Origin of the sequence: Paenibacillus sp. USHLN196, from assembly GCF_037144955.1 — a bacterium.
Taxonomy (GTDB): Bacteria; Bacillota; Bacilli; order Paenibacillales; family Paenibacillaceae; genus Paenibacillus; species Paenibacillus xylanexedens_C.
The window spans coordinates 21008-46904 of record NZ_JBBCYH010000004.1 but is presented as its reverse complement, the minus strand read 5'-3'; the positions used below and the strand labels follow the sequence as shown (position 1 = coordinate 46904).

Here is a 25897-nt window from a genome sequence, read left to right as displayed (position 1 = left end):
TAAAAGGCCGAGAGCAAGGGTATGCTTACCCCTGTTCTCGACCTTTTTTGTTAACCAAGAAGTACAGGATATTCTTTTGAAACGGTTTTGATTGAAAGTAAGAGAGCAAGCTATATGCCCACTCTCTCTGTGTTAATAGACAAATCTGCGCTGCGCCCAATAGCTGAACAGGAATATGGATACCTCGGTCAACAGCTTGGCTGCGAGCAGCGGGATAATCAGTTTTTCATTATAAAAATACAATAAACCGTAGTTTAATAGCAGCACCAGTAGAACAAGTGAGAAGTATTTGGGCAAAGACTGCCGAACCTTCGAGGCCTGTCCAGCAGAGAATACGTACTTCCGATTAATCGTATAGTTGAAGATGGAGCTGCATAGTCTTGCCGCAACAACCGACAAAAACAGATTATGCGTGAAATACTGGATAATGAACAGTAATCCAAAATCAATCAGAGCGGACAGCACCGAAGATGTGCTGAACATCAGGATTGGCATATAGATCCGGAATGAATCCACCAGCGGACGAAAATGAGACGACTCATTGTGATCCAGATATACCGTATCAATAAACTCCTCCGTAATCTCATACCCTTCCTTGTGTGCCGTTAACAGCATGTTCATCTCGTATTCAAACCGATCCCCGGGAATCTGGTTCAGCCAGTCCAGCATGGAGTATGGAAAACCGCGTAGACCCGTCTGTGTGTCATATACTTGGGTACCTGTTGTGAGGGAAAAGACCGCCCGTGTGATTGTGTTGCCAAAACGGCTGCGTGCTGGGATTTTCCCGCTGAAGCGACGGCTGCCGAGTACAATTCCTGGTGTCGCTTGTGCGAGAAGCACTTCGAAGATACGCTTAATATCATGTGGCAGATGCTGTCCGTCACTGTCTGCGCACACCACACCACCCTGAGGTCCATACTCTTTAATATACTGAAAGCCAGTCTTCAAGGCCCTTCCCTTGCCCAGATTGACGGGATGTGTGAGGATCGTACAGCCATAGGCTTCTGCCGTTTCAAAAATCCCACGATACCCTGGGCCACTGCCATCATTCACAATCACAATGGGACCAAGTTTAAATGTTTGCAGTTGCATAACGAGATTCAGTAAACGTACATCGGGTTCATATGATGGAATTAATATCGTCATGATCCTTGTCCCTCCGTCAGATATAGAATGTCACTTACGCCACGTTCCTGGCTACGCCCCAGCGGGTTATTGACGACTCTGCCCATAAAATACATCGTGGATGAACCGCCACCGTCCAGATTGTAGGCTTCGGTTGCTCCGAGGCCTTTCATGACATCGGCCAGTTCTGCCAAGGTCATACCACGGCTGTCATCCTGCCGTCCGTCCACCACCATGAAGACATAATGATTCGGAGCAATCATGCCGATCGCTGTTCTTGGATTCGCATCCTGGATGGATCGGTTACCGAAGTTGTTATCGATTTTCACACTGCTAAAATCACTGACGATCTCGCCATTCTGAATCAGGATCGGTCCAAAGGATAGTGTATTGGTTGCACCTTCGGCCAGCAGTTCCGAGGAAGAAATCTCGTTCTCGTTATATGTTTTCATCGTACCGTCGTTGAACAGGGCAAGTGCGTCCCGCGTCGGACTGTCTCGATACAAAGTCCCATTTCGGATAATGACACCATCTTCACGGAATCCGTAGTAGTCACCATTAATGGCAAAGATCGCATGATTTGCAGCAGCAATCTCTGACGTATTTTCGGTAATGTTCGTTCCAAAACTATTGTCCGCCAGCGCGGTTCGCAGGCTGCTTGTGTCTGTTAGCTGAACATCGGCGACATAATACGTAATCTGATCTGAGCCAGAACCGGTCTGTACCTTTTCAATACTGACCTTCATATCATCACTCGAGTAATTCCAATCATCTGACGTTGCATTCACTTCAGTCGTAATGGTCGAAGTACTGCTGGAATCATTGACGTTGCCCGCTGCTGTCGTTGCCGTGTTCTCATCTGCTACAACCACCTGCACATGCCGGATCAGGTAACGGTCCGCAAGGCTGTACAGGATTCCACCTACCGCAAGCACGATGACAAGTGAGATGATGAGCCATTGGCGCTTTCTTGGAGAGATCGGTCGTTTATGTGGTTCTTTCCGGGTTGGTTTCTCATAGATCTTCATCATGTGAAGCTCACCTCTTCATCTAAGTTCTTAAGGCCATATTAGGCTGAGTAGCTTAAATGAATCTGAAACCATATCAATTGGACTAAAGATTATTTACACTAGCCACTCCGATGACAGAACAACCTTCCAATCGCTGTTACCCCCAGATTTTTTTGATTCCCTTTTCTAGAGGGGAAAATCCGGGGATAGCGTATGCTTCCGATGCAGCTTTCTCTCAGAAAGCTTTCAGGCGAACGCTTCGCTTTTTCAGGTTTTTTCTGTCCTCTCCGTTATTGTGTAAATGCAAAAAAGGCCATCCGTTTTCCCATTGAGGAAATCAGATCACCTTGATTTCAATCTATACAACCTTAAAGGTCACTATTACCGTGTACATATTTCGTTCAACATACATATCACATATCTTCAACAGGTCTTCCTGTTATGCGTCTACAAAAAGAGCATCGTACGCGGGACAAGGCCGCTTTTCCAGGAATTCTGTTAACGCCGGTGGCTGCTGAGCGTAGATATCCTTCAACGACGTTCCATTATAGATGTTACCTATCACAACAGGGTGGCATAACTCACAGATAAGAATATCCCCGTTGCCGTGCAAGTGCAGCTGTTTCGTCCCATCCACACAATTAGAGAAATACACCCCAGGTTGAGAGCGCAAATTCAACTGTTCAGCAAACCGATCCATACAGGTAAAATAGAGCGTTGTATCCGGCTTTTTATGTTCAATCAGCTCCGTTACAGATCGAATAAGCGACTCTCTGGATACAATCTGACTCCAATCCGTATGTGGCATCTTAATGCTGTTCTGGATCTCATGGATGCGCACACCCAGATCATACACCTTATCGCTAATGGCCTGCATGTTCGCCTGGTTACCTTCAAACAGTAACGTTTCCAATACCGTCTCCAGACCGGCTTCCGTACACAAACGGATATTCTGCTCCAGTCTCTCATACATGCGAGGATGCACACGGTAGTACGCAGCATAGGCCTCCGCATCTGTATAATTGAACGAGATATGAATATTGGACAAGCCAGCATCACGCAACGCAAGAATCCGTTCTTCTGTCAGCAGGCTGGCATTACTGTTCAATTGTGTATCGATGCCATGTGCCGCACAGTACGTCACAATCTCCAGGCAATCCTGATATTTCAGAGTAACTTCTCCCCCTGACAATCGCACTCTCTTGAGACGAGGAAGCTCACTAATAATACGGATAACTTCCTGACTATTGATGCACGCTCCATCATCCCGATTGTAGGCGCAGCAATAGTCGCATTTATAATTGCAGTTCGATGTCACTCCCACCTCAAGCCCTTCCAGCTCATATACGCCGAGGGTCTCCAGTTCGAGTGATTTATATCTGTTTTTGGCTATCAATTCGTTGTACCTCCTGGTTCCTTCATTCAATCCACATTTGGATAACTTGAAGATTATAGCGGATGGCACCAGGTTGACGATATGACATTATGTACGTTGGTTGCTGAAAACAAAAACAAAACCCATTTCTTTAATGATCGGGAATGGGCCAAAGCTTGGCATATGATTATTGAATTATGAATTAGACAATATAAAATACGATACCTTTGACCTTTTGATGCAGCAATTCAAGCTCTTTCTTACTTCTGCTTTTATTGTGTACACTGATAAATTCAGGATTATAGGAAAATCCATGGCTCTCCAGCATGATAAATGACACACGACTTTTCAATAACACGTTCTTTATTTAACACGAGTAGAAGTCTTCTTTTACGATAGCATACATCTTCAGATCCTGAAGCTCATTTTTTACCTTCATGTATTTCCTTAGCATACCTTCAAATTGCATGCCTGCCTTCTCCATGACCTTGGCAGAGCCTGTGTTATTCACCAAACATCTGGCTTGGATTCGCTCAAGCCCCACTTCGTCAAACCCAAATTGGATAATTCGTTTCACGACTTCGGTCATGATGCCTTGATTCCAATATTGGTCAGATAACACATATCCCAGCTCAACTCTCCTGTTATCGCTATCACACCCTAAATAGTTACAACTACCAATCAGCCTCTTCGTTTGTTTATCTTCAATCCCCCATGGGCCTATCAGATCCGCCTCATACCGACTCATGACAAAATCTAAAAAAGCTTTGGTGTCTTCTTTGCTCTGATGCGCGTCCCAGGTGGTGAACTCCGAGACAGCAGGTACAGCGCAGTAGCTGTACATATCCTCCAGATCATCATAGCTAAGCGGTCGGAGCAGCGTTCGTTCGGTTTCTAATATCGGAAATGGTTCGAAGAAGCTTTCAATCGTTTTCATAGATTTATCCTCCCTCAGATTGTTAGGAAAAAGAAACACACAGCGGTTCGGTCCGTATTACCTAGCTCATCTGTTGTAAAATCAAGGCCACAATTTGAGTGTCTTCCACTGCTGCCCATCTTGCTTTACATATTGAACTCGTACATGCTTGCGCTCCGAATCTCCCTGCCAAAACTCCACCTCTTGTGCATTCACGGCATATAAACGCCAATGAGGTGTAACAACACTAGGGTCACGTCTTATCTTTTCTTTCTGAGCTTTAATGGAACTATTCAGTAATTCCTCGCTATCCAAAACCTCACTCTGATGCCCTGTCATAGCAACTGCTCTTGCTCCAGCTGAACGTTTGCGGAAATCATCAGCGCCCGCTTCATCTCCCCTATCCTCGGCAATTCCCCTTATCCGAATCTGTCTTCCAAGGGAAGGCCAGTAGAATGTCAGAGCGACATGAGGATTCTCCTTCAACTGCTGCCCTTTGCGACTCTCCGAACTGGAGGCAAAATAAAACGTTTCGTCGATTACGTTTTTCAAAATCAATACTCTCGCATCAGGATAACCGTCTTGATCCACGGTTGAAATCGTCATGGCATGAGGTTCTTTCACTTCATTCTCAACCGCCAATCTCAACCACTCCAAAAATAGCTTCCCGGGCCGATCCGGTAACTGCCCCATATCCCACGTTGGAAATGGGCCGGATAAAGACTTCAAACGTTGTAGCAGTTCAATGGGTTTATCACTCATGTCATCGCTCCATCTTCTCTTTAACATGGAAAAACAACTAATCTAGATGACTTAACACATTTACGCTGCTAAGTTTCCAACCATGCCTTCCCTTTTCAACGGTATGTACACTGGTGTTGTCCATGGGATAGAAGCTGGACTTATTGCTCCATTCATTCTTCTCAAGCAGATAATACAGAATATTAATCACTCCGCCGTGAGTAATTAATAGAACATTGGACTCTACTGTTTTCTCCTCTAAACCCCTGAATAGACTCTCGAAAGCTGTACTTATCCGGCTATAAAAATCCCTTGGGCTTTCTCCTCCCGGAAACGGGGAGTCCATCTCAAGAGTATTGAAATAAATCCCTGGGTAATGCTCCTCAGCATCCTTATGGAGCATGCCTGCCAAATCTCCGTTATTCATCTCCCGCCAATCTTTCATTAGGCTAGCCTGCATGTTTAATCTCTTCTCCATTTCCCGTGTAGTCTGCACTGCACGAGGCAGATCACTGCTAATAATCGTATGTATGTTGTACTCCTCAGCATGATGATGCAAATGCTCTCCCAATTTCCTGGATTGATTGATTCCCTGCTCCGTAAGTCCACGATCGCTCCATCCGCCTCGATACCCTCCCTCATCCATCCCATGCCTTACGAGGTAAATTTTCAAGATCTCTCCTCCTTTTCACTTCTATAATGAACAATATCCTTTACACTGTATGACAGCCCGGCATATATAAAATAAACCCGACCTCAGATAGCTTCTATCCAAGAACGAGTATTTCCTGCTTACCATTTATCTCACAAATGTGTTATGAACTCGCTCTGATTTGATAAAATAAGGAATCCAGATGGCACAAGTGATTACAGATTTAGCAATTTCTCTGATCGAGCTTCCATCTTCCAATTCTTTTGCTAACGGAATCTGGAGTAATAATAGGTAATCAATGATACCAACAGCTAGACTGAGACCATAGAATATGATCATCAGACGGGGTAATATTGCCTTCTTGCTATAAAACGCAAAAATTGTGTAGACGCTGAATAATAAAAACAGCGTATTGTACACCATCTCAAAAATAAGTACCGGACCCCATAACGGGTGATAGTAGTCCGATTGTTTGGAGGTTAGCATTTCCCAAGTCTCCGTTGTGAATGTGGGTATTATCTGTTGAAATAATTGCACTACAAGCAGTATTACCGTTAGAAATAATCCAATCTGGATGAGAATAAGCCAACCACCCAATCCCGAGACGCCTAGTGGACGGTAATCTGCCTTTTGCTCTTGAATATGTGGTTCCATTTCGTAACACTTCCTTAGCCAGTTTTGTTTTTCTGAGATGAGTCTTCATCTTAATATTACACATTGAACCTATGGGTGATTCTCACCCCTTACTTCACGTGCGTTGTATGTATTTTCATACTCTCCTTATAGCGATCTCTCCGCCTTCCTATTATATGGAATTTTACACAACTTCCTTATTGTACTACATATGTCAAGGACGAAGCAGCCATTTCAAATCATACTCATACAGTAAAAACCAAATAAGGCTTTCGCTATACTTCCGCCATGTTCAGCAAAGTACACGTACGTCATAATCCTCTTATACAGATGCAGATGGTGACACTGTATTCGACTACGAAGGAGGATATGGATATGCCCAATCCCAAAGTAAAACTTTTGCCTTTCGCCGACATTTCAAATTATGTCGAGGGCTTCGATATCGTTTCCACCCAGTGGGGCGGTGATGGCCTTGTCTATGTGCTGCTGATGAATCAGATCCCCGAAAGAAAACGAGGTATGTTCGTTCAGAGTAAATTGAAGCAAAGCTATACGTACAAAGTTCTCATTGTGACAGATCAAAATATCGAGGAAGTTGTCATCTGGGGACAGACGTTCAATTATCATTACGTACAACCATTGCATGATCATCTGCTGCTCGTCGGAGCACGATGTGCCAATTACGGGAATGAAAAGTATGATCTAAACGCCAAAGTGTGTGATTTAGACGGAAATACAATTCGCGAGTTTCTGCTGGGAGACGGTATTCAGAGTGTACAGGTCACAGAGAAGGGAACGATTTGGACCAGCTACTTTGATGAAGGGATATTTGGTAACTACGGATGGAGCAATCCGGTTGGATCAAGCGGTCTGTTGGCCTGGGATAAGCACGGTAATAAAGTGTACGAAAACCATGCAGCAGACATTGCGGATTGTTACGCACTCAATGTCGTAAATGATAACCAGGTCTGGTTCTACTTCTATACCGATTTTGAACTGGGTTGTATCACAGGGGGCACCAGCGAAGCCAACGTTAAATTCATGAACCCGAACATCTCCGGTTCCTCAGGCTTCAGTACAGATGGTTATCATTACTTGTTCGATGGCGGGTACGGTAAACATGGGACGTTTGTGCTTAAGAAATTGGAGAAGCCCGGAAGATTAAGCAAGGGGCAGAAGATTGATTTATTAAATGAAGATGATCAGCCCTTCAAGCAGGCACGGCAGGATTTTCGTCAACATCGTCTGCTACTTAGTGAAGGTAACTTGTTGTATCGGGTAACGATGGAGGAGATTACTTCTGCTTCTGGTTTGGATTAGTGAAACCACATGAAGAGGGTTATTTCTTAAAAGACAATCCCTCTTCTTCCAATGCGTTTCGAAGTTTAGGCATGGCAGATGGTCCGATTCCGTGCAGTTTCAGGATTTCTTTCTCTGTGTAATCCGCAAGTTGCAGTAGTGTCGTAATGCCTTCATTCTCCAAGGCACGTCTGGCGGGAGCTGACAGCAAGGCTAGAAATCCTTCTGTCGGTTTACGTTCAGCTTCGCACGTCGGACAGGTTAGGCAATCACTTTTTTTATAATACGAATGTCCTTGTTCGCATGTTCTGAGTGTTCCTTTATCGTTGGCCATATGGGCATCACTCCTGAATCAAAGATTACATTCCGTACTCGGCAAAAACGGCTGCATATTTCTTTTCTAATATCGTCCAGCGCTTTTCGGCTCCGTATTTGGCGTGCAGCTGCTGTAAATAATGCTTGGCTTCTTCCGTATCGCCGGCTTTTAGCAGGAAGCGGAAGGTTACTTCGCTTAAATGTAGCGCTGTCTTGTCCATATAATAATGGACTATATCTCTGGCCCCTGTTAGCGAGTGTAGGAATGACATGCCCTCTTCCAAATGTGACACCAGTTCTTTCGATAAAGCGTCTGGATCGATATCAGGCGTTAAGGTATAGTGGGCCGGAGCGGCAGGGGCTATTTCTCTGATTCGGCAGGTGAAATGAGATACGAACTCCAATATGTCTCCATTCAATCCAACGGAATGCAACTCCGCAAGTTCGTTGGAATGAACACCACAATTAACATAAAACTGGACTTGACTACTGGTGTTATACTTTGCTCTTTGAATGTTGAACTTATATGCGAGGTTTCCATCCGCTTTGTAGAAATTCAGATTTTTCTTCGAATAGCCGTGTTTGGCAAATACGGGTTTGACTTCTGTACTGATGATCTTCTTAAAAAGTTCCTGCATTAGATATCACTCCCAAGGCAAAGTTTATTTAATTCGTTGTTACCCTTTTTTGTTCAGAATCATGCTTGTTCTATTTTATAAAAATAAGGACCACACATGGATTCGTGTGTATGCACGTACGTCCATGTAAACCCTCTGTTGAATATGTAGATATCCTGCTCCGAATCAAAATCCGCTGCAATAATCCGATTCGCGTTTTCGTATAAAAGCACCCAACCACCACTTTCATACATCACATATACTTCATCTTTCGGCTCGGCATTGAAAGCATCTCGTGCTTCATCATGTGTCCGACATTTCTGTTGTTCATAACTGAACAAATGCCACTTATACTGGCTATAATGGATAGACTCTTTGACCACATCATCGATATTATGGGCAAATACGCTGTCCCATTGCTGTACAATCCCTTCGGATTCGTCGTACAGTTCGGACACGATAACTCCCTTATCCTGCAAGTTCTTCTTGAACATATATTCCTGATGGATACGCTCAATCCCCCAATATGCTCGGTTCAGTTCCAATTCGGGTAAAGTATCCAGCAACTCATTAATTTTATCTCGAACCATCATTACCTCCGTAGGCTATCTGGAATTAGAATACCTAACCATCACCTCTCACTGTTTCGCTTCATCTCGCAGTACATAAGCCAGTTTGTACATCTCCGCAATGTCATATCTGTTCTGTTCCTGGAATCTTCGGATCGCCTCATCAATCTCTACCACTTCCACCGCAACCACCTGCTCTCCATCCTCCGGATTCAGCGGATCACCAACAAGTTCAACGTCTCCATATCCGATGATTCGTACAAAATGGGGATGCGGGATATGCGGTCGATACGGTTCCAACGCACTGGATGTGCAATAGAATTGGCCAAAAATCTGATAGGACCGCATTTCAGCCCCAAGTTCCTCCATCAATTCGCGCTTCAGTCCATCCATGTAATGCTCACCCGCTTCAAGCGTACCCCCAGGAAGCTCCCAAGCTCCATTATCCAGTTGGAATACAACACATTGATCCCCGACAAACGGAATGATGCTAATATTGCTCACCAACGTTTCATCCACAATGTCGTTTAATCTGAACTCTGCCTCAATAATTCCCCAATGAATCGACGTACTCAACGCCGGAAATAATTCCGCACTCAAGCTGCTCATCCGCACCCGATCCTCTCTATCTAATTCCACTATTCTTCCAATTATAGTCGAAAACACAGAAAGAAGGCCACCTTCCCACCGGGAATATGTGACCCTCATCTTATACTCTCTGCCCTTAAGCCTTGGATCAGTGTTCTCTCCAGACTCTCAGACCATGCTCCTTCTAATGCTGCACCAGCTTCCCCTTTTCCAAAAAAAGAACCCGGCTACAGAGCGGCAAAATCCGCTCATCATGCGTAACCATCACTGCACTCTTGCCCTGCTCTTTTACGAGCCGTGCAATCATGCCCACAATATCCAGCCCACGCTCCGCATCCAGGCTAGCTGTCGGTTCATCCGCGAGCAGAACAGCGGGATCATTCATCAACGCCCTTGCAATGGCGACCCGCTGTCGTTCCCCACCAGACAGCTTCTCCGCATATGCCTTCCGTCGATGGGTCAACCCCACCGTGTCTAATAGCTCATCCACTCTCTTCTCCGCCTTGTTTTTATCCGTTCCGGCGAGCTTCGCAACCACCATGAGTTGCTCTTCTACTTTCAAATACGGAATGAGGTTGGCACTTTGAAATATAAAACCAAGCTGCTGAAGCCGCATATCGGATATATCCTGTTTGCTTTTGCCCATAATAGAAGCCCCATCCAGTAAAACCTGCCCCTCCGTAGGTTCAAGAAGTGCGCCAGCAATGGACAGGAATGTGCTTTTACCCGAGCCGGAAGGCCCCATTACAGCGACAAGTTCCCCTTCTGTTACCTCAAGGTCTAGTTTGTCCAAAATCGTGCGTTTGCTGCCGCCATCTTCAAAGGTCTGTGTAATTCCCTGCAATACCAATCGGTTTCTCATGCTGCAGTCCTCCCAATCGCATCAAGTGCATCAATTTTGGTAACCTTCCACACAGAGAATAATGAACCCGCCACAGACATGAGTATGAATAACACACAGGTCAGCGCGAGGGTGGATAAGCCTAATTGAAACGGCATCGATGCTGGCAAGATAGACTCGAACAGTCGAACCAATAGTACGCTAATCACCAGACTGCCTACCGACAGGACCAAGACTTGTAACGAAACACTACCCGCCAGATAAGCATTCCGGGTTCCGATGGCTTTCAATATACCGAATTGACTCGTTTTCTGAATTGTAATGACATAGAAGAATACCGCAAGCACAAACGCCGAAATAACATATAGAAAAGCGATCATCATGAGCAACGATCCCTGCTCTTCCTTATATCCAGGAATGGCCGATACGGCATCCGACTTCGTAATAACTTCCGTATTAGGTAATGCAGTACTAAGTTCGTCCACCTGCTCGCCTGCACCTTTGATCGCAATGGCATTGTATATCGGAGCATTAGCATTGGTGTCGGCTGAACCTTGCGAAGTTCGTGAACCTCCTTGAAGCGTAAGCCATTCCTGTTCATTCAAGAACACTACTGGGGAGTGACTGAATGATTCATTTTGTACAAATCCACCAACGGTCCACTCCGCTCCCGAAGCTTGATCGACCAAGACGGTGCCAATTGTGACACCAGATTCAGACAGCTTATGGTCCACCACAACCTGCCCGTTCGTCTGATCCGTAATCGGAGACCCTTCGGTAACGGTTGGAGCAAGCCAACCTTCCGGATTAACCATGAACAACGTGACATCGATCTTTTTTGTGTCGCCGGTTGGACTGACGGTTGTCATTTTCACACCGAGTGGCTCAGCGTTCTCTTGCCCCACTACGGAGCGAGCTTGATTAAGTTGATCCTGATCCACTTGTGACCGGGTAAACCGATGATTCGAATCCTGCTCCAACACAAAGTGGGTTGCTGCCATATTTTTGACCGAAGCTGCGTTATCATAAGCGAGCCCCTGTGCAAGACCTGTAACAAACAGTACCAGAAATGAAACCAGCACCATGATTGTAGCAATTAAGGCATACCGCCCTTTGGCATACCTCATTTCCCGAATAGCCAAGTACATGTTCTGTGACCTCCCTCTTGATAACCCAAGTATAGGAGGCGAAAATGAACGGCAAATGAATAACAGATTACATCTGCGGAAGTGTCACGATAAAGACCGTACCCTCAGGTGAACTGGAAACCTCGATTGTACCGTCATGAATTCGGATAATTTTCTGCACAATGGCAAGTCCAAGTCCGGTTCGTCCAGAAGAACGTTCCCTCGCACGATCCACCCGATAGAATCGATCAAACAGGAAAGGCAGATGCTCCGCAGCAATCCCGTCTCCTGTATCCCGAATCTGAATCACACACTGGTTATCTGTCTGCTCGGCATGAATCTCGATGCTTCTTCCCTGTGGCAGATGATTCACTGCATTGCCCAGTAGATTCATCCAAACTTGCATGAGCAGCACTTCATTGCCAATCAGCTGGATGGATTCGGGCACCGAAATCCGAAGCAACAGTTCTTTTTCTTCCAATTGCCATTGCAGCACCTGAACTGCTTGCCGGAATTGATCTCGCAAAGAGAACTTTACTTTGGACAGATCTTCGTTGCCTTGTTCAAGGGAGGACAGTAGAAGCAGTTGTTTGCTGAGCAAGGAGAGATGGCGGCTCTCCTCCTCAATGATCGATGCATAGTGCTCCCGTTCTTGTTCAGGCAGATCCCGATCCGCCACCAATTGGGCAAAACCCTGAATCGAGGTCAGCGGTGATTGAATCTCATGGGATACGTTCGATACAAACTGCTGTCGCGCCTGATCTACCCTTTCCAATTCACGACTCATGGTCATGAAATGCTGTGCCAGTTGTCCAATCTCATCCCGCCTTGCGGTAGGCAATTTCAGATTATATTTTCCTTGAGCAATGCGCTTGGTCGCCTCGGACAGACGTTCAATGGGATTGACCAGATAGCGGGTACTGATCAGAAAGATCAGGATACTAATGCCTATCGTCAATGCTCCAATCAATGCAAAAAAGATGCGCAGCTCACCGAATTGCAGAATTACATCCGGGCGCATAAAGAGAGCGTAATTGGCATTGCCCAAATGTAGATGAACACCCACGGTATTGCTTAATTGATTATCGAAGAACCCGGTAATAAACGGTTTGCTTGGAAACTGGGCGACTCCATGGTATACCTCACCATTCAGCACCAGTTCTACAGCTTGCTTGTCCAGATCTTTCTCACGGAATTCGCGGCCATAGAATCGGTCGCTGCCTTTTCCATCCGTCACATAGATTTCATACCCGAGTGCGGCGGCATTGTTCAGATAATCCTCCATCGTGCCGGGTTGCTGTTCCACAAATTGCTTCATTTGCGTCGCGATACCTACCAGCTTCTCATCATTAAAATCCTTGAGCTTCGTATGATAGTAGATATTCGACATAAGAAAACCCAATATGCCACTGACCATAATTACTCCAACCGTAATGAGGAATACCCGGACATACAAGGTCCTCAAGGCGTTTTCACCTCCATCTTGTAACCAATGCCCCGGACAGTCTGAATAACGAAATCATCCGTATAATCAGCAAACCGATCACGTAGCCGCTTGATATGTACATCAACGGTACGGTCATCTCCTTCATAATCTGCCCCCCATACAAGCCGAATGAGTTCATCTCGCGAGAACAAACGGCCCGGATACTGGGCAAGCTGTGAGAGTAATTCAAATTCTTTCATCGGCAAAAAGAGAATGGATTGCCCATCGGTAACCTCTACATTGTTACGGTCAATGACGATCCGGTTCATACGGATAATATCGCTGGATGTGCGATGGTACCGACGAAATAACGCCTTTACCCGATAGACTAACTCTTCCGGTTCAAATGGCTTGGTCACATATTCATCCGTTCCTTTCAAATAACCATCTCTCTTATCAGATAGCTGATCACGTGCCGTCAGTAGCATAATGGGAATATCGTAGTGCTGCCGAATGAAATCACATAACTCCAGTCCGTCCATGCCCGGCATCATCACATCGAGGATCGCCAGATCGATCGGCGTTTCTTGCATCAGTCTGACCGCTTCCAATCCATCCTGCGCTTCATGAACCCGATACCCTTCCTTGGTCATGACATGCCGCAGGAGTGCTCGAATATTCGCATCATCGTCTGCTAGCAACAGATGTTTCATATCGTTGTCCGCCCTTCTATGTAGCGAGTACATCTCACTTTGATCCTGCACAGATGGTAGCATAAAAGCAATCTCATTCGCCAGCACATGCATGGAGACACCTTGGACATGTTTATATTTTCTTAAATCTGGTTGACACTATTATGTGGCGCAACTATAATAAAACCATAACATATGAACAAGCGCTCATATATTCATTTGTAGGCGATTAAACATTGCTTAAGCTCATTTATAGTCACACTAGAAATCATATTACATAAGGGAGCCTCGCTCCAAAGGAGAGGATTTAAATGTCCGGACATCATCACAGTCACAACCATGGGCACGATCATGGACACAACCACGCTCACACCACCAATAACAAGAAAGTCCTGTTGTTTTCCTTCATTATTATTACCATTTATATGATCGTCGAAGCCATTGGTGGATTCATCACCAACAGTCTCGCACTTATCTCGGATGCAGGCCATATGCTGTCTGACTCCATTGCACTCGGGATCGCTCTGCTGGCGTTCACCTTTGGTGAAAAAGCGGTGAATACCGGCAAAACGTACGGCTACAGAAGATTTGAAATTTTAGCCGCTACGTTAAACGGAATTACGTTAATCGCCATTGCGCTCTACATTTTCTACGAAGCGATTGGGCGTTTTATCAATCCGCCGGAAGTTGCAACCGTAGGTATGTTAATCATCAGCATCGTTGGATTACTCATCAATATTCTGGTGGCCTGGATCATGATGCGTGGTAGCGATACGGAAAATAATCTGAATATGCGCGGTGCTTATCTCCATGTCATCAGCGACATGCTGGGATCCGTTGGGGCTATTGCGGCAGCCCTGCTTATGATGTTTTTTGGCTGGGGTTGGGCCGATCCACTTGCGAGTGTAATTGTCGCGGCACTGGTATTGCGAAGTGGTTTCTATGTCACCAAATCCTCCCTGCATATCTTGATGGAAGGCACTCCAGCCAATGTGGATGTGAATGAACTGGTGCAGACTATTAAACAAGTTGATGGCGTCAAAGGTGTTCACGATGTGCATGTCTGGTCCATCACCAGTAACCTGAATGCGCTGACCGCTCATATTGTGGTGGATGGAACGATGGATGTTTATGCATCCGAGATCCTGGTTCAAAAAATTGAACATATGCTGGAGCATAAAGAAATCAAACATGTAACGCTCCAAGTAGAGTCTGAGAAACATCTGCATGACACCTCAGTATTATGTACGGTCAAAGGCGACGCACCCGATGCTCATGCGCATCATCACCATTGAGATGGGTAATAAAATATAGTTATAACAAAAACAGGGCAGATTCCCGTTAAAGGGAACGCCCTGTTTTTTTGTTTAGAGAATTTCATTTTTTGCATGAATAGAAAATGGAATGACCTTTACCTTATCGCAGCAGGCTTTGGACTACCTGTATCTGGAGAGTAACTTCTCTTTCTTCTGATCGAATTCATATTCTGATATGATATTTTTCTCTTTTAATTCACCTAACTGTAGCAGTTGTTCATGCACATTCACAGGGGGCTTTTTTTTCTTGCTAGATATGATTAGAGCTAGAATTGAGAAAAGCAGACCATACAGGACAGCCAAAATTCCCATTCCTGCTGCGGCTTCCGAACTTTCCAAGAAAGCTACTAAAAAGAAAAAATTAAGTACGTACCAAATAAGACTGATGATCGATAATGCTTTCAATGAATGTTCCTCCTAGAGATTATGTACGTTGCTATTCAAAATCAGGAAAGGTCGGTCAGAACACTAAATATTAACCTCGTCCCAGTTCACTATGACGTATCCCAGCTGGAACAGCAGGATAACAATATAACTGATGTTGATTCCCAAACTGGTCTTAACTTTCTTGATCTGATCCAAGTACTCATCTTTATTCATTTTTCCGCGTTCCAGCTTGGACTTCATCCAAGCCTTTCTCAATTCCTAATTTGAAACTTATATGCACACTCAGGGTCAGAATGACTAAACCAAAACCTATAAAACTTAAATACGGTGTAAATTTGTCGCTTCGCATATGATCTTCCTTTCCGGCAATCTCCATTGGTCTAGTGGCTGTTTCATTCAAGATTACAGAGTCACTGTAGCCCAAATACTCAACTTCATTAATCTCCGCCACCACCACAAGATGAACAGCTGGATGAGCTGCAAGAAGAGTCGGAAGATGACCCCGAGGATGATCCGGATTCTCCCGAGGAACTACTACTGTCGGTACATTGGTCCGCATAACAGCTGGAACTGCTCGTGCAGCCACTGCTTGACGAGGAACCATAAGCTGCCTTTTCCTGTGGAAGAATTTCCTGTTCCAGCCGCCCCATGTGTAACCCATATGTCGCCTCGTTATGCATGGAGTAATACACCATGGCGCTAGCCATGACGAGAGCTACATCGCTACTTCCGGAAGATGCTGGAGATAGCTCTTCTTCACTTAGCGTTGCCGATCTACGTAGTTGATCAATCAAGTAGGCAATCACCTGAGCAGCTTCAGGATCCTCCTGCATGCGTCTGGCATGAAACAGTTCATTCACCAGTTCAGATTGGTCTCCTTGTGCGATCAGCTTCTGTACATCACTGGATAATGGGTAAGTGAAAAAATCACCCCAGATTGCAGCACTGTAGGGGGTAAACTCGAATAATTGACAGTACACCCAGTCAAACCATGCACGCGCTCCTGGCGTTTCGCGGCGGGTGATTGCCGGCTCATGGTGTACCGTGGAACCCATGAATTCTGCACAAAAATCAGCGTAAGATTTCGTAAACATCAGCATCTCATGCCACAAATCATCAACTTCATCACTGAACATGGGCACCTGCTTAAGTAACGAAGCCATAATGAAATATCGCTTAAGCTCTATCAATTTCCACCGATACTCCAGCGTTTTCATGTGAGGATATTCTTGTTGAATTCGGATCTTGAGTTTATTGGCAAAATGCTTATTGTAACTCTTCTCCAATTGAAGAATGGTTTGCTGATAGGAGACTTCTTCTCGAAGTCCAAGATTCAATGGTGCTTTTTTTCGTCTGTACGTAACTTTCGTCTGTTTTCTGCGTCTTCCTGCTGGACGGAAAATCTTGAACTTACGTCGAACCAAATAGGCTGTTACAACTAATAAAACTGCCGCAAGGTAGTAGTAGATCGGCATAATAAAACCGCTCCTCTCCGTTGATCTTCTCTATGTAAGGATTAAACTATCATTAGTATAAATGAGGAACGGCAGTGATTCATAGAGCCCTTTGGCATACATGCCAGGGCTCTAGTTTTGTATATTTCGTTGTGCTCATTGTTATGAAATGGCAATGATTATACTGGTTATCAGCATCAACAACGTTACAGGCGCCCAGATTCTTCGTTCCCATACACTTCTCGTGATCAGATTCAAAATCGCCCCCAACACCAAATACCCAACGATAAACCAAATTGCGATATCTGAGAACGAAGACCATCCAGGCAAAAGCAATCCTGCTTTACTCAGAACAATGATCGCCATGAATGCCAATATTGCGATCTGAACTATGCAGGCAAAACGCATGGATAGGGGGTATTTCCCGGGAAACTTCCCACCCATGGCGTACTCTCCCCAGGGCACACCTACAGCCAACGCAACCTGAAACAGAATAACGATCAGAATCAAGACGGTGAATACGATTGCCGATGTCAATACAATCATGACCACACTCCAGTATTCAAAGTGGCAGTAGAATCACTCCCATAATAGGGATACCTTATTTTCCAATCGTATATCCTTCATTCTCAATAGAAATACAAACCTGATTGTTCTCTAAATTATACAGGATATGCCACTAAATCATACTTCCTTTTTTGCCTCATTTTTACCCGTTAAGCTGAGTCATCATTTCTTTCATATAACGTGTTCCATGGACCTCATTTTGGGGACTTACCTTTTCAATGCGGGCTAAGTCATCAGGAGTCAGTTCAATCGTTGCAGCCTTCGCGTTTTCCTCCAAATATTTGATTCGTTTCGTTCCCGGAATCGGCAATGCGTTATTAGCCATTGTCCAAGCTAAAGCCAATTGTGCAGGCGTGCAACTCTTCTCCATTGCAATCTCTTTGATTTTATCCACAACTTCTATATTTTTGGCGAAATTATCTCCTTGGAACCTCGGCATATATCTGCGCAGATCATTAACATCCAAATCTTCGAATTTCCGTATCTCACCTGAGATAAACCCTCTGCTTAATGGGCTGTATGCAATATGAGTAATATTCAATTCTCTCGCAGTCGGTAGAATCTCGTCCTCAATATCCCGGCTCCACAGGGAATATTCGCTCTGCAACGCAGAGATTGGATGAACGGCGTTTGCACGGCGTAAAGTGGAAGCCGATGCTTCCGACAAGCCAAGGCAGCGGACTTTCCCCTCTTTAACCAAGTCAGCCATCGCGCCAACAGTTTCCTCAATCGGAATCTGAGGATCTACCCTATGTTGGTAGTATAGATCAATATAGTCGGTGTCCAGCCTGCGTAGACTTGCTTCTACAGCCTTTTTCACGTAATCCGGATGACCATTCAACGTCTCATAGTTTGGGGTATACGCGAATTTGGTAGCAATAATGGCCCGATCCCGACGTCCCTTCAGCGCTTTCCCCAGTAGTTCTTCATTATGACCATTACCATACACATCAGCTGTATCTAGCAGTGTAACACCAATCTCCAGCGCGTGATGGATCGTCTTCATTGACTCCTCATCATTGGTTTCCCCGTACATCCCTGGAGACATGCCCATAATTCCCAATCCAATTGAAGATACGACGATATCGCTATTTCCCAGCACTCTTTGCTTCATATCTCCATCTCTCCATCCGTTAATATTAGTCTTTGCCGATGCTTTCCATTTGGTCTAGCAACTTGCTTTCTGAAGGAAGCTTTCCTGTCTCTATGTCTTCATAGATGGTCAATTTGTTATTCACCGCTGCAAGTGCTTCGGCAATTTCAAGTTGGCGGCGATGTAATTCTTCTTTATATTCGTGAAGGATCGCTTTCCGTTGTGGAATCGTTGAATCACCACCCATCGCCAAACTAACCATATGTTTCAGTGTAGATACCTTCATACCCGTTGCCCGGAAACAGGACATCAGTCTCATCCAATCCAGATGTTCTTCCTCGAACATCCGATTTCCATGTTGATCCCGTTGAATGTAAGGGAGCAGTCCCTCCTTCTCGTAGTAACGAATTTTATGTGCAGGACAACCCAGCCGCTCCGAAGCTTCTTTTATCGAGAAAGCCATACTGCTGACTCCTCCTTTATGTTCATTTTTGGATGCATTTAGCTGGTTCTTTTACATCCTAAGGCTTAATGTTCACATTAAGGCAAGCACAAATTTCAAAAAAATGAAATGAACTAACGTTCACTATTTTTTAACAAATGGAGGACATAGCACACGCTTCAGTACTGAGAAATAACGAATAGAGGAGGTATGCCAAAAAGATCGGTGAAAAGCTGATATTCAGAGGAGAAGAGTTTGGAGATGCCGACTACTGTTTCGCTTACATCAATCGTTGAGTGCCATAAAGTACTCGGGCTTGATCACAATTCAATGGTTCGGTAAAAGGTACTTCCAGGAAGTATTCCAGCTGCCATTGTTGCGTTTTTAGAGCCTGTTTACTTGTTGGTTTGTCCCAAGGCGGATATACACGTATTGCGCGCTTGCCACCTTTGCCTTGATCCGATACGATATCTCGCTGTAACAATACATGCTTTGGAAACACAAACTGCCCAAAGTGGCTACCTGTGCGCGTACTAATGACATACATATCTGCTGGATCTGATACATCATATGGCTGTGACGATCCATCCCCACCCCGCTGCCACAGGGTAACAAATTGTCCAATCTTAGTTGGGGTGGTTTTGGCAACGCGAAATCGAATGGACAGAGAATGTAAGGTGAACACATATGCCCCATATTCAGCATTTTGTGCTTCTTCATGCGGTTGAGAGCAACCAAAGCCACACTTGTCATAGATAAGTTCTTTAATGGCAAGTAAGTCGCCATGAAGTACATCGGTGATCGTCCAAGCATTCGGACGATTCAAAAAACTTTTGTTATCCAACTTGTGATATCTCTCCTGTCTTGTACAGTCTGAACTAAGGCATTTGCAATAGCTGTAAATACTTTGCTAGTTCAAAGTTCCTGACATAATCGCTTCCATTCCTGCCATGCCTTTAAGTATTCAGGCAGATCATCCGGATGATGCTTGTTACTAAGCCCAATTCGGCAATATAGATGGACCAGAGCTTCCTCTATTAATCTGGATTTTTCCATTTCCACCTGTTCCAGAAGTTCCAATGTAGCAAATAATGTTTCGGTGTTGATATCATCTGGCGAGGAGCTAAACGCATACAAGAAATCATAGAGGATAGGTCCAACCATTGGAGATGGGTCAATAACACCGATGAGTTCATTTTGATCATATACAAAATTATGAACCCCCGTATCCCCATGTAAAAGAAACTTCTCTTCTTCTTCATGAAAGAGACGATCCACTTTGGATTGAACCAGATTATAATCATCTGTTGTTAAAACACTTCCAATATTCATCTTTGCTTCTTGAATACTAATCTGATTGAATTCTTTCCAGGTCCTCTGTGGGAACTCTATTCTGCCCCATGATTTCGTATCTGAAGAACGCACATATGTATTGAATAGCTCTTTCACCAGATGAGTTAACCATTCTCTTTTCAGTCCCCGGTTGAAATGGGTCGTGCCCTCCATATACGTATAAATAAAATAAGCGTTGTCCGGATCAGTCAACAGAACCTCAGGCAATAACGGAGAATTCTTATACGTGTCCAAAAACTGCTGGGCGATGTGAATCTGCTCAGGTTCATCCGATTTCAGAATATAATGCTTATTCAGATTCGTACTCAACCGATAAACACGTCCAGCGGTGGTACCTGACAAACTTTGAATTTCAGATATTTCTTCGTTGATATGATGCACCTTGAAAAGATTATTTATCTCATTTATCGTTGGGTTAATTAACATATGGTTCTCCTCATATAACTAGGATCTTGATTCATTTGGTAAGCATAAGTTAAGTTTTAGATTCAAATTGCACAGTGGCTTATCTTTCAAAATGGGCTCGTTCTTCTTGATTGGAACTAAAAATATAGTCTGGATACTGGTTTGCCATGGGTGGAAGCTGATCCTCGGAGAAAAACTGTAGATCCTTCATTTCTTCATTATCGGGCGTGAGCTGCCCAGATTTGATCCTGCATTCAAATACGATAGTCAAATATTCAACCTGATGACCATTACTGTATGTAAACCGTCTTGCTTCACCCCCGTATACTCCGATAATCTTCTCCGGTTCTACAACCAGACCTGTCTCTTCGAGTGCCTCTCTTGCCATCGCTTGAGCCGGTGTCTCACCAAGCTCAATTGCTCCAGCAATCAGCCCCCAGGTTGATTCGTTATGTTTACGACCGAACAGGATCTCCCCTTGTTCATTTCGGATAATCCCAGCTACACCCGGCATAAAAATAAGCTCGTTTCCGATCTTTTCCCTGAGGTTTTTGTAATAGTCTGACATGCCCATACACAGTTACCTCCTGTCTTTTATTTTCTGAATTCCCTTCCATGAAGGATCCATTGTACGGCATCCCAAATATCCTCTGCGATATAATCAGGTTCGGTCTCCGTCCATTTGTCTCTGAATTTGGTTAATGAAGATTCCCCCCAGCCTGTTCTCACCATGATCTTGGTCGCTCCTACAGCATGGGCAGCAAGCATGTCTGTATCTCCTACATCTCCAATAACTATGCATTTGGATAAATCCAGATCGTGTTCCTCTGAGGCCTGTAATAACATTCCGGGTTTAGGCTTTCTGCAGCTGCATTCTTGCTCATGCGGACATATATAGGAGTGATCGAATCCGAACTCCCGAAATTGCTCTTCAAAATCCTCAAGACTGGCTTCTCCACGTGAGATTCGATATTGATTCGTAAAAGCCAGTACCATAATTCCTTCTCGTTTTAAATGCATAATTGCTTCTTGAGCATTTGGGTATAATCTGAAATCTCTCGGATGAATAAAATGACCTGTACCACCGATGGTTCCATCTCTGTCTATAAAAACAGCTTGTACGTTTCCCTGTGGTTTCATCATGGTCTGTTCCCTTCTTAGAAAAATTTCAAGTCGTGTCGTTCATCTAAACTTTCTCATCAATATTATGCTTGCTACCATCTTGCTGCTTATGGTGTTGCAATTTTTTAATTTCAGTTTTCAGATAGTGTACTTCTTTGATTAGTACATCCAGCTTTTGCGATGTTTTAGATGAATCTATCGCATAACGTACAATTGCAGCAAAGATAAGAACGAAAATTAAACATATAAGTGATATGACTAAAGCCCAGATAAATTCCATATTGTTGTCCAACCCCTTTTTCCTTACTGAATTCCCGCCGTACCAAACGTATTTTCAATCACCTGTTTATAATTTTCCCACCCAAAATAAAACGGGCCTACCTGTAATTCCTTGTCATTCAATAGGAAGTCTCTCCAGATCACAACATCATCCTCTCTCTCATTCTTCCTCCACCAGAATATCAGCACAGCGAACAATCAGTTCAGGCATATTCTCCCCACCAAATAGAACATGAAGTTCATATCCGTTATCGATTCGATACAACTCTTGATACAGCCAGTAACTGCCTACAATATCACCCTCTTGCTTGATGATTTCGGGTGCAACCAGCGTAAGTCTCTTTATATTGGTGAAGCCCCCACGAGTGTCAAAACGAATGACCACTTCATCTCCCGTCAGTAGTTCCGTCACTGTACAATCATGATATTGAACCCGGCTATGTATTTCATCGGGGATATCCTGTGCCATCATCACTTCTCTAAATTCTTTCGATGTGTGAACCACATATCTCCTATTTTCCGCACTCTGTTTCTTCAGCTGGAGCATAACTTCTCTCGTGCAATATCCCAGCGTAAACACACGAATATCCGCAATTTGTTCAACGATTTCCTGTGGCAAATTCTCCGCCTTGTATTGGATATTCCACTCCATCGATTCTTTGTACTCTTCCTTGCATTTCTTCTCGTCAAAAGGAGGACGAACATCATATTCTGCAATGAGTTTCTCGATATGCGCTCGTTCTTCTGGGGGCATGTGATATACGATCTGATCCTCATCTGACACTTCTTCCCCACTGAAAGCTTTGTCTACGCGAGTAAGCACTTGACCATCATGCTCCAGCATGAAACGTGGGTCCAAGTTATATAACTCTCGCTCCTGCTTCACATGCGCTTTTTCCTTTCTTTTATACAGCCTTAGAAATAGATTCTCATCGAACTCGTTAGCTCCGCTATGTACTCTTAAACCAAAATGAAGATGTGTCTGCTGACACATCTCATACCATTCTTTCGTTAGATATCTCATATGCATCTCTCCTGCTAATTTTTAGAATCTACTATGCTATTGAAGCATAGAGCTTTAATTTGTGACGAGAATTTAGCTGCATCTGGAATTTGTGTACGTTTAAAATATGCTGTTAATTGTTTAGGATGATTTTTGACAATATCATATTCAATGATCGTGTTAGCGATAACAGATCTCGTAAAGCCTAGCACCTCGACCACTTCAGATCGATCTCGTTAGGAATTGCTCTATTGTTTTCATCGCTACTCCTCCAAAAATTTCAGACTCAACGATTCCTTATATTCAACAGGCGTACTGTTCTACCCCACGGTTTGAAACAATTTATGTTTGATCTCTTTGTCGTTTCGCGCCGCCCATTCATGCACAGCTTCTACGCCTGCAGACTCCTGACCTCGTTGAAAATAAAAACATAGATCCATCGGCACTAAACGTTTACCATAGAGTTTGATGCCAATCCGTCTGTAATTCATATAAATACACTCAATCTGAGATGCATCATATCTCTGATGTTTCATAGAAATCACATGATCGCTTTCCAGCGTAATACTGGGTTTAGTGAAAAACAAACGCCAGAGCAGAAAAACGATATAACCGAGAATAAAGGTCAATATAACGATCAGGAAGTACTTCATAATACCATTTTCATCATAAATAATATTTCTGAAAAACATAGCTTCAATGACCAACATACATAGTAGGCTCAACCATGCTCTTGGATAAATCGTCTTGTATGTGATGAGTTCCACCTCCTAATCATTCTCTCCATTAATCCGAAGCCACTCGGAAGGGGCTTTTCTGGCAAAATGCTTTTCAACAAAATCCAAAATGTCATCAATCCCGGGCAAAGCAGCATTTTCTTTGGCTTCGTCAAACGTCATCCATTGGTACTCGATATGTTCATGATTTAACCGGACAACCTGGCTTTCGTCCACATATCCTGCGAATACGGGAGCGGTATAGATATACTCCCCCATGGGTGAATAATATTGTTCGAATTGATTGGCAGAATACAACCGGACTTCCGTAATACCTGTTTCCTCATGAACTTCTCTGAGTGCAGCTTCCCATGCCTTCTCGCCCTTTTCTATCCCGCCGCCAACATAACACCACTCGTTATGCAACATACGACCAGCCCGCTTTAGCATCAGTACACGGTATTGATCGAGGCTTTTCTTCAATAGAACTACAGCCACGCCTTCACAACGAATGGGAACTGCCTGTTTCACGTGCTCTGCACCATTCAACTTCTCGCCCCCTTTTCTTCAGAATCGAAGTCCTCCAGAACCTTGAACTTATCCCCGTGCACCTTCTCCAGATGCTCCTCTCCCCAATAGCACAAATGGTCCAGAGCAGGTTTTAATCCCCAACCGTAGTCCGTTAACTCATATTCCACTTTGGGAGGTACCTCCGAATATACCTTACGCTGTACGATCTCATCCTTTTCCAGACCTCTAAGCTGTGTTGTCAGCATCTTCTGCGTAATGTCGGGGATTAATCGTCGAAGCTCCGACGTGCGTTTCCGTCCTGTCATCAAGTGATAAATAATCAAAGGCTTCCACTTCCCACCCATTACTTCCAAGGCAGCTTCCACGCCTACTTTATATTTTTTTGGAGCACTCGTTTCTCCATGTTCTGTCATTTTTGAACCCCTCCATAATCAGGCTGTATCCCAAGTGAAAATATAAACTTTTTGCTGCTCTTCTTTCTATTATTTAAGCCCATTTCGAGGCATCCATTTAGGGTACTTTGATGTTCCTATGGTACTTCATTCTTCCTATAGAACATCAAAGTGCGTACTTCCAGATGTTTTCATACCTGTTTATAATAGCATCAGCCACTGATTTATGGCTACAAGACTGCAATCCAGAAAGGTAGTGAAAGATAAGATGAACGTACTCGTTGTAGTATCCCACCCAAGAAAAGACTCCTTGACCTTTCAGGTAGCTCAACGTTTTGCACAGGGTCTTACCGATGCCGGTCACGGTTATGAGATATTGGATTTGCATGGGATTGGCTTCGACCCAATTCTCCGAGAGATGGATGAACCAGACTATACTCAAGAAAATCAGGTGTTCTCGCCTGAGGTTGAAACAGAGATGGAGCGATTGAAGAAACACGATGCTGTAGCTTTTGTGTTTCCTCTCTGGTGGTGGCATCTGCCAGCCATGCTGAAAGGCTATGTGGATCGTGTCATGAACAACGGGTTTGCCTACGGCACGAACAAACTTCCTCACCAGCAGATATTGTGGATCGCTCTTTCGGGCGTGACGGAAGAACAGATGCATAAGCGCAACTATGGTGAATCAATCGCCAATCTGCTCAATGTGGGAATTGCCGATTATTGCGGCGTGTCCCGATCCAGGGTTGAGTTTTTATATGAAACGTTGGAATCCAAGCCTGAGCATTATGAGGCATTGCTGAACCATGCGCATAACCTGGGACTGAACTATGCCAACGATCCTTCGACGCTATAAAGATATTAATAGCGCTGCATGGTTATGACGTCCCAATTCCGCTTGAACACAGCAA

The 25897-nt window shown here is 44.3% G+C and carries 33 protein-coding genes; 3 read left to right on the top strand and 30 right to left on the bottom strand.

The annotated features are described in order from the left end of the window. Nucleotides 1–132: 132 nt before the first annotated feature. The 7 genes from WFI24_RS10000 to WFI24_RS09970 all read right to left on the bottom strand — a co-directional run bounded on the left by WFI24_RS10000 (nt 133) and on the right by WFI24_RS09970 (nt 6473). The gene (locus tag WFI24_RS10000) at nt 133–1146 is read right to left on the bottom strand and encodes a bifunctional glycosyltransferase family 2/GtrA family protein (RefSeq protein ID WP_336760375.1); all 1014 of its coding nucleotides are present in this window, start codon (nt 1144–1146) and stop codon (nt 133–135) included. Then, a complete protein-coding gene (locus WFI24_RS09995; protein ID WP_336760373.1) occupies nt 1143–2156 on the bottom strand; it encodes a phosphodiester glycosidase family protein in 1014 nt (337 codons plus the stop codon). Before WFI24_RS09995 ends, WFI24_RS10000 begins: the two co-directional genes overlap by 4 nt. Nucleotides 2157–2574: 418 nt before the next feature. Beyond that, nucleotides 2575–3531 (bottom strand): radical SAM protein, encoded by a 957-nt coding sequence (locus WFI24_RS09990; protein WP_336760372.1) that lies wholly within the window; start codon nt 3529–3531, stop codon nt 2575–2577. A 346-nt stretch (nt 3532–3877) separates the two neighbouring features. Then, nucleotides 3878–4447 carry a GNAT family N-acetyltransferase gene (locus tag WFI24_RS09985; protein WP_336760370.1) on the bottom strand — a complete coding sequence of 190 codons (570 nt, stop codon included), beginning with the start codon at nt 4445–4447 and terminating at the stop codon, nt 3878–3880. An 81-nt stretch (nt 4448–4528) separates the two neighbouring features. Continuing rightward, entirely contained in the window at nt 4529–5188 is a 660-nt protein-coding gene (locus tag WFI24_RS09980; protein WP_336760368.1) for a pyridoxine/pyridoxamine 5'-phosphate oxidase, read from the bottom strand. Nucleotides 5189–5225: 37 nt separating this feature from the next. Next, entirely contained in the window at nt 5226–5840 is a 615-nt protein-coding gene (locus WFI24_RS09975) for a histidine phosphatase family protein (protein WP_336760366.1), read from the bottom strand. A 126-nt stretch (nt 5841–5966) separates the two neighbouring features. Continuing rightward, nucleotides 5967–6473: a DUF2569 domain-containing protein gene (locus tag WFI24_RS09970; RefSeq protein ID WP_221822669.1), complete on the bottom strand. Its 507-nt coding sequence runs from the start codon at nt 6471–6473 to the stop codon at nt 5967–5969. Nucleotides 6474–6827: 354 nt separating this feature from the next. On the opposite strand from WFI24_RS09970, the gene WFI24_RS09965 reads away from it, so the two are divergent. Further along, the gene (locus tag WFI24_RS09965; RefSeq protein ID WP_336760363.1) at nt 6828–7772 is read left to right on the top strand and encodes a hypothetical protein; all 945 of its coding nucleotides are present in this window, start codon (nt 6828–6830) and stop codon (nt 7770–7772) included. Between the two features lie 19 nt (nt 7773–7791). Here WFI24_RS09965 and WFI24_RS09960 read toward each other — a convergent pair whose 3' ends face one another. The 8 genes from WFI24_RS09960 to WFI24_RS09925 all read right to left on the bottom strand — a co-directional run bounded on the left by WFI24_RS09960 (nt 7792) and on the right by WFI24_RS09925 (nt 13947). Further along, on the bottom strand, nt 7792–8085 hold the full coding sequence (locus tag WFI24_RS09960) for an RNA polymerase alpha subunit C-terminal domain-containing protein (RefSeq protein ID WP_221822667.1): 294 nt from the start codon (nt 8083–8085) through the stop codon (nt 7792–7794). Between the two features lie 25 nt (nt 8086–8110). Then, nucleotides 8111–8704, bottom strand: coding sequence for a DUF4304 domain-containing protein (locus WFI24_RS09955; RefSeq protein WP_336760360.1), 594 nt, complete (start codon nt 8702–8704; stop codon nt 8111–8113). Between the two features lie 59 nt (nt 8705–8763). After that, on the bottom strand, nt 8764–9276 hold the full coding sequence (locus tag WFI24_RS09950; RefSeq protein WP_336760358.1) for a DUF4275 family protein: 513 nt from the start codon (nt 9274–9276) through the stop codon (nt 8764–8766). 45 nt (nt 9277–9321) lie between these two features. Further along, nucleotides 9322–9891: an NUDIX hydrolase gene (locus tag WFI24_RS09945; protein ID WP_336760356.1), complete on the bottom strand. Its 570-nt coding sequence runs from the start codon at nt 9889–9891 to the stop codon at nt 9322–9324. 133 nt (nt 9892–10024) lie between these two features. Then, entirely contained in the window at nt 10025–10702 is a 678-nt protein-coding gene (locus WFI24_RS09940; RefSeq protein ID WP_336760354.1) for an ABC transporter ATP-binding protein, read from the bottom strand. After that, complete coding sequence (locus WFI24_RS09935) at nt 10699–11829, bottom strand: ABC transporter permease (protein ID WP_336760352.1); 1131 nt, start codon at nt 11827–11829, stop codon at nt 10699–10701. The genes WFI24_RS09940 and WFI24_RS09935 overlap by 4 nt, the downstream gene beginning before the upstream one ends. 67 nt (nt 11830–11896) lie before the next feature. Further along, nucleotides 11897–13273 carry a sensor histidine kinase gene (locus WFI24_RS09930; RefSeq protein WP_336760350.1) on the bottom strand — a complete coding sequence of 459 codons (1377 nt, stop codon included), beginning with the start codon at nt 13271–13273 and terminating at the stop codon, nt 11897–11899. Beyond that, complete coding sequence (locus WFI24_RS09925) at nt 13270–13947, bottom strand: response regulator transcription factor (RefSeq protein WP_336761239.1); 678 nt, start codon at nt 13945–13947, stop codon at nt 13270–13272. The genes WFI24_RS09930 and WFI24_RS09925 overlap by 4 nt, the downstream gene beginning before the upstream one ends. 290 nt (nt 13948–14237) lie before the next feature. Between WFI24_RS09925 and WFI24_RS09920 the strand changes: the two genes are divergently transcribed. Continuing rightward, entirely contained in the window at nt 14238–15221 is a 984-nt protein-coding gene (locus WFI24_RS09920; RefSeq protein WP_336760348.1) for a cation diffusion facilitator family transporter, read from the top strand. 141 nt (nt 15222–15362) lie between these two features. On the opposite strand, the gene WFI24_RS09915 is transcribed toward WFI24_RS09920, so the two are convergent. The 15 genes from WFI24_RS09915 to WFI24_RS09845 form a co-directional block, all read right to left on the bottom strand. Continuing rightward, nucleotides 15363–15647, bottom strand: coding sequence for an SHOCT domain-containing protein (locus WFI24_RS09915; protein WP_336760346.1), 285 nt, complete (start codon nt 15645–15647; stop codon nt 15363–15365). 63 nt (nt 15648–15710) lie between these two features. Further along, a complete protein-coding gene (locus tag WFI24_RS09910; RefSeq protein ID WP_336760344.1) occupies nt 15711–15869 on the bottom strand; it encodes a hypothetical protein in 159 nt (52 codons plus the stop codon). Nucleotides 15870–16066: 197 nt separating this feature from the next. Beyond that, on the bottom strand, nt 16067–17104 hold the full coding sequence (locus tag WFI24_RS09905) for a hypothetical protein (RefSeq protein ID WP_336760342.1): 1038 nt from the start codon (nt 17102–17104) through the stop codon (nt 16067–16069). A gap of 141 nt (nt 17105–17245) precedes the next feature. Beyond that, nucleotides 17246–17629: a hypothetical protein gene (locus tag WFI24_RS09900; RefSeq protein WP_336760340.1), complete on the bottom strand. Its 384-nt coding sequence runs from the start codon at nt 17627–17629 to the stop codon at nt 17246–17248. Between the two features lie 163 nt (nt 17630–17792). Next, entirely contained in the window at nt 17793–18764 is a 972-nt protein-coding gene (locus WFI24_RS09895) for an aldo/keto reductase (RefSeq protein WP_336760338.1), read from the bottom strand. A 25-nt stretch (nt 18765–18789) separates the two neighbouring features. Next, complete coding sequence (locus tag WFI24_RS09890; protein WP_336760337.1) at nt 18790–19206, bottom strand: MerR family transcriptional regulator; 417 nt, start codon at nt 19204–19206, stop codon at nt 18790–18792. Nucleotides 19207–19465: 259 nt separating this feature from the next. Continuing rightward, on the bottom strand, nt 19466–20029 hold the full coding sequence (locus WFI24_RS09885; protein ID WP_336760335.1) for a MepB family protein: 564 nt from the start codon (nt 20027–20029) through the stop codon (nt 19466–19468). 71 nt (nt 20030–20100) lie between these two features. Further along, nucleotides 20101–20964 carry a phosphotransferase gene (locus WFI24_RS09880; protein ID WP_336760334.1) on the bottom strand — a complete coding sequence of 288 codons (864 nt, stop codon included), beginning with the start codon at nt 20962–20964 and terminating at the stop codon, nt 20101–20103. A 79-nt stretch (nt 20965–21043) separates the two neighbouring features. Further along, nucleotides 21044–21517 (bottom strand): NUDIX domain-containing protein, encoded by a 474-nt coding sequence (locus WFI24_RS09875; protein ID WP_336760332.1) that lies wholly within the window; start codon nt 21515–21517, stop codon nt 21044–21046. A gap of 20 nt (nt 21518–21537) precedes the next feature. Further along, nucleotides 21538–22086, bottom strand: a complete 549-nt coding sequence (locus WFI24_RS09870; protein ID WP_336760330.1) for an HAD-IIIA family hydrolase — start codon at nt 22084–22086, stop codon at nt 21538–21540. A gap of 43 nt (nt 22087–22129) precedes the next feature. Beyond that, nucleotides 22130–22345 carry a hypothetical protein gene (locus WFI24_RS09865; protein ID WP_336760329.1) on the bottom strand — a complete coding sequence of 72 codons (216 nt, stop codon included), beginning with the start codon at nt 22343–22345 and terminating at the stop codon, nt 22130–22132. Between the two features lie 159 nt (nt 22346–22504). Next, nucleotides 22505–23368, bottom strand: a complete 864-nt coding sequence (locus WFI24_RS09860; RefSeq protein WP_336760327.1) for a DUF4085 family protein — start codon at nt 23366–23368, stop codon at nt 22505–22507. Between the two features lie 299 nt (nt 23369–23667). Beyond that, nucleotides 23668–24057 (bottom strand): hypothetical protein, encoded by a 390-nt coding sequence (locus WFI24_RS09855; RefSeq protein ID WP_307414443.1) that lies wholly within the window; start codon nt 24055–24057, stop codon nt 23668–23670. A gap of 60 nt (nt 24058–24117) precedes the next feature. Continuing rightward, a complete protein-coding gene (locus WFI24_RS09850) occupies nt 24118–24612 on the bottom strand; it encodes an NUDIX hydrolase (protein ID WP_336760325.1) in 495 nt (164 codons plus the stop codon). After that, a complete protein-coding gene (locus WFI24_RS09845) occupies nt 24609–25007 on the bottom strand; it encodes a winged helix-turn-helix transcriptional regulator (RefSeq protein ID WP_336760324.1) in 399 nt (132 codons plus the stop codon). Before WFI24_RS09845 ends, WFI24_RS09850 begins: the two co-directional genes overlap by 4 nt. A 247-nt stretch (nt 25008–25254) precedes the next feature. On the opposite strand from WFI24_RS09845, the gene WFI24_RS09840 reads away from it, so the two are divergent. Beyond that, nucleotides 25255–25842, top strand: coding sequence for an NAD(P)H oxidoreductase (locus WFI24_RS09840; RefSeq protein ID WP_336761238.1), 588 nt, complete (start codon nt 25255–25257; stop codon nt 25840–25842). Nucleotides 25843–25897 lie beyond the last annotated feature (55 nt).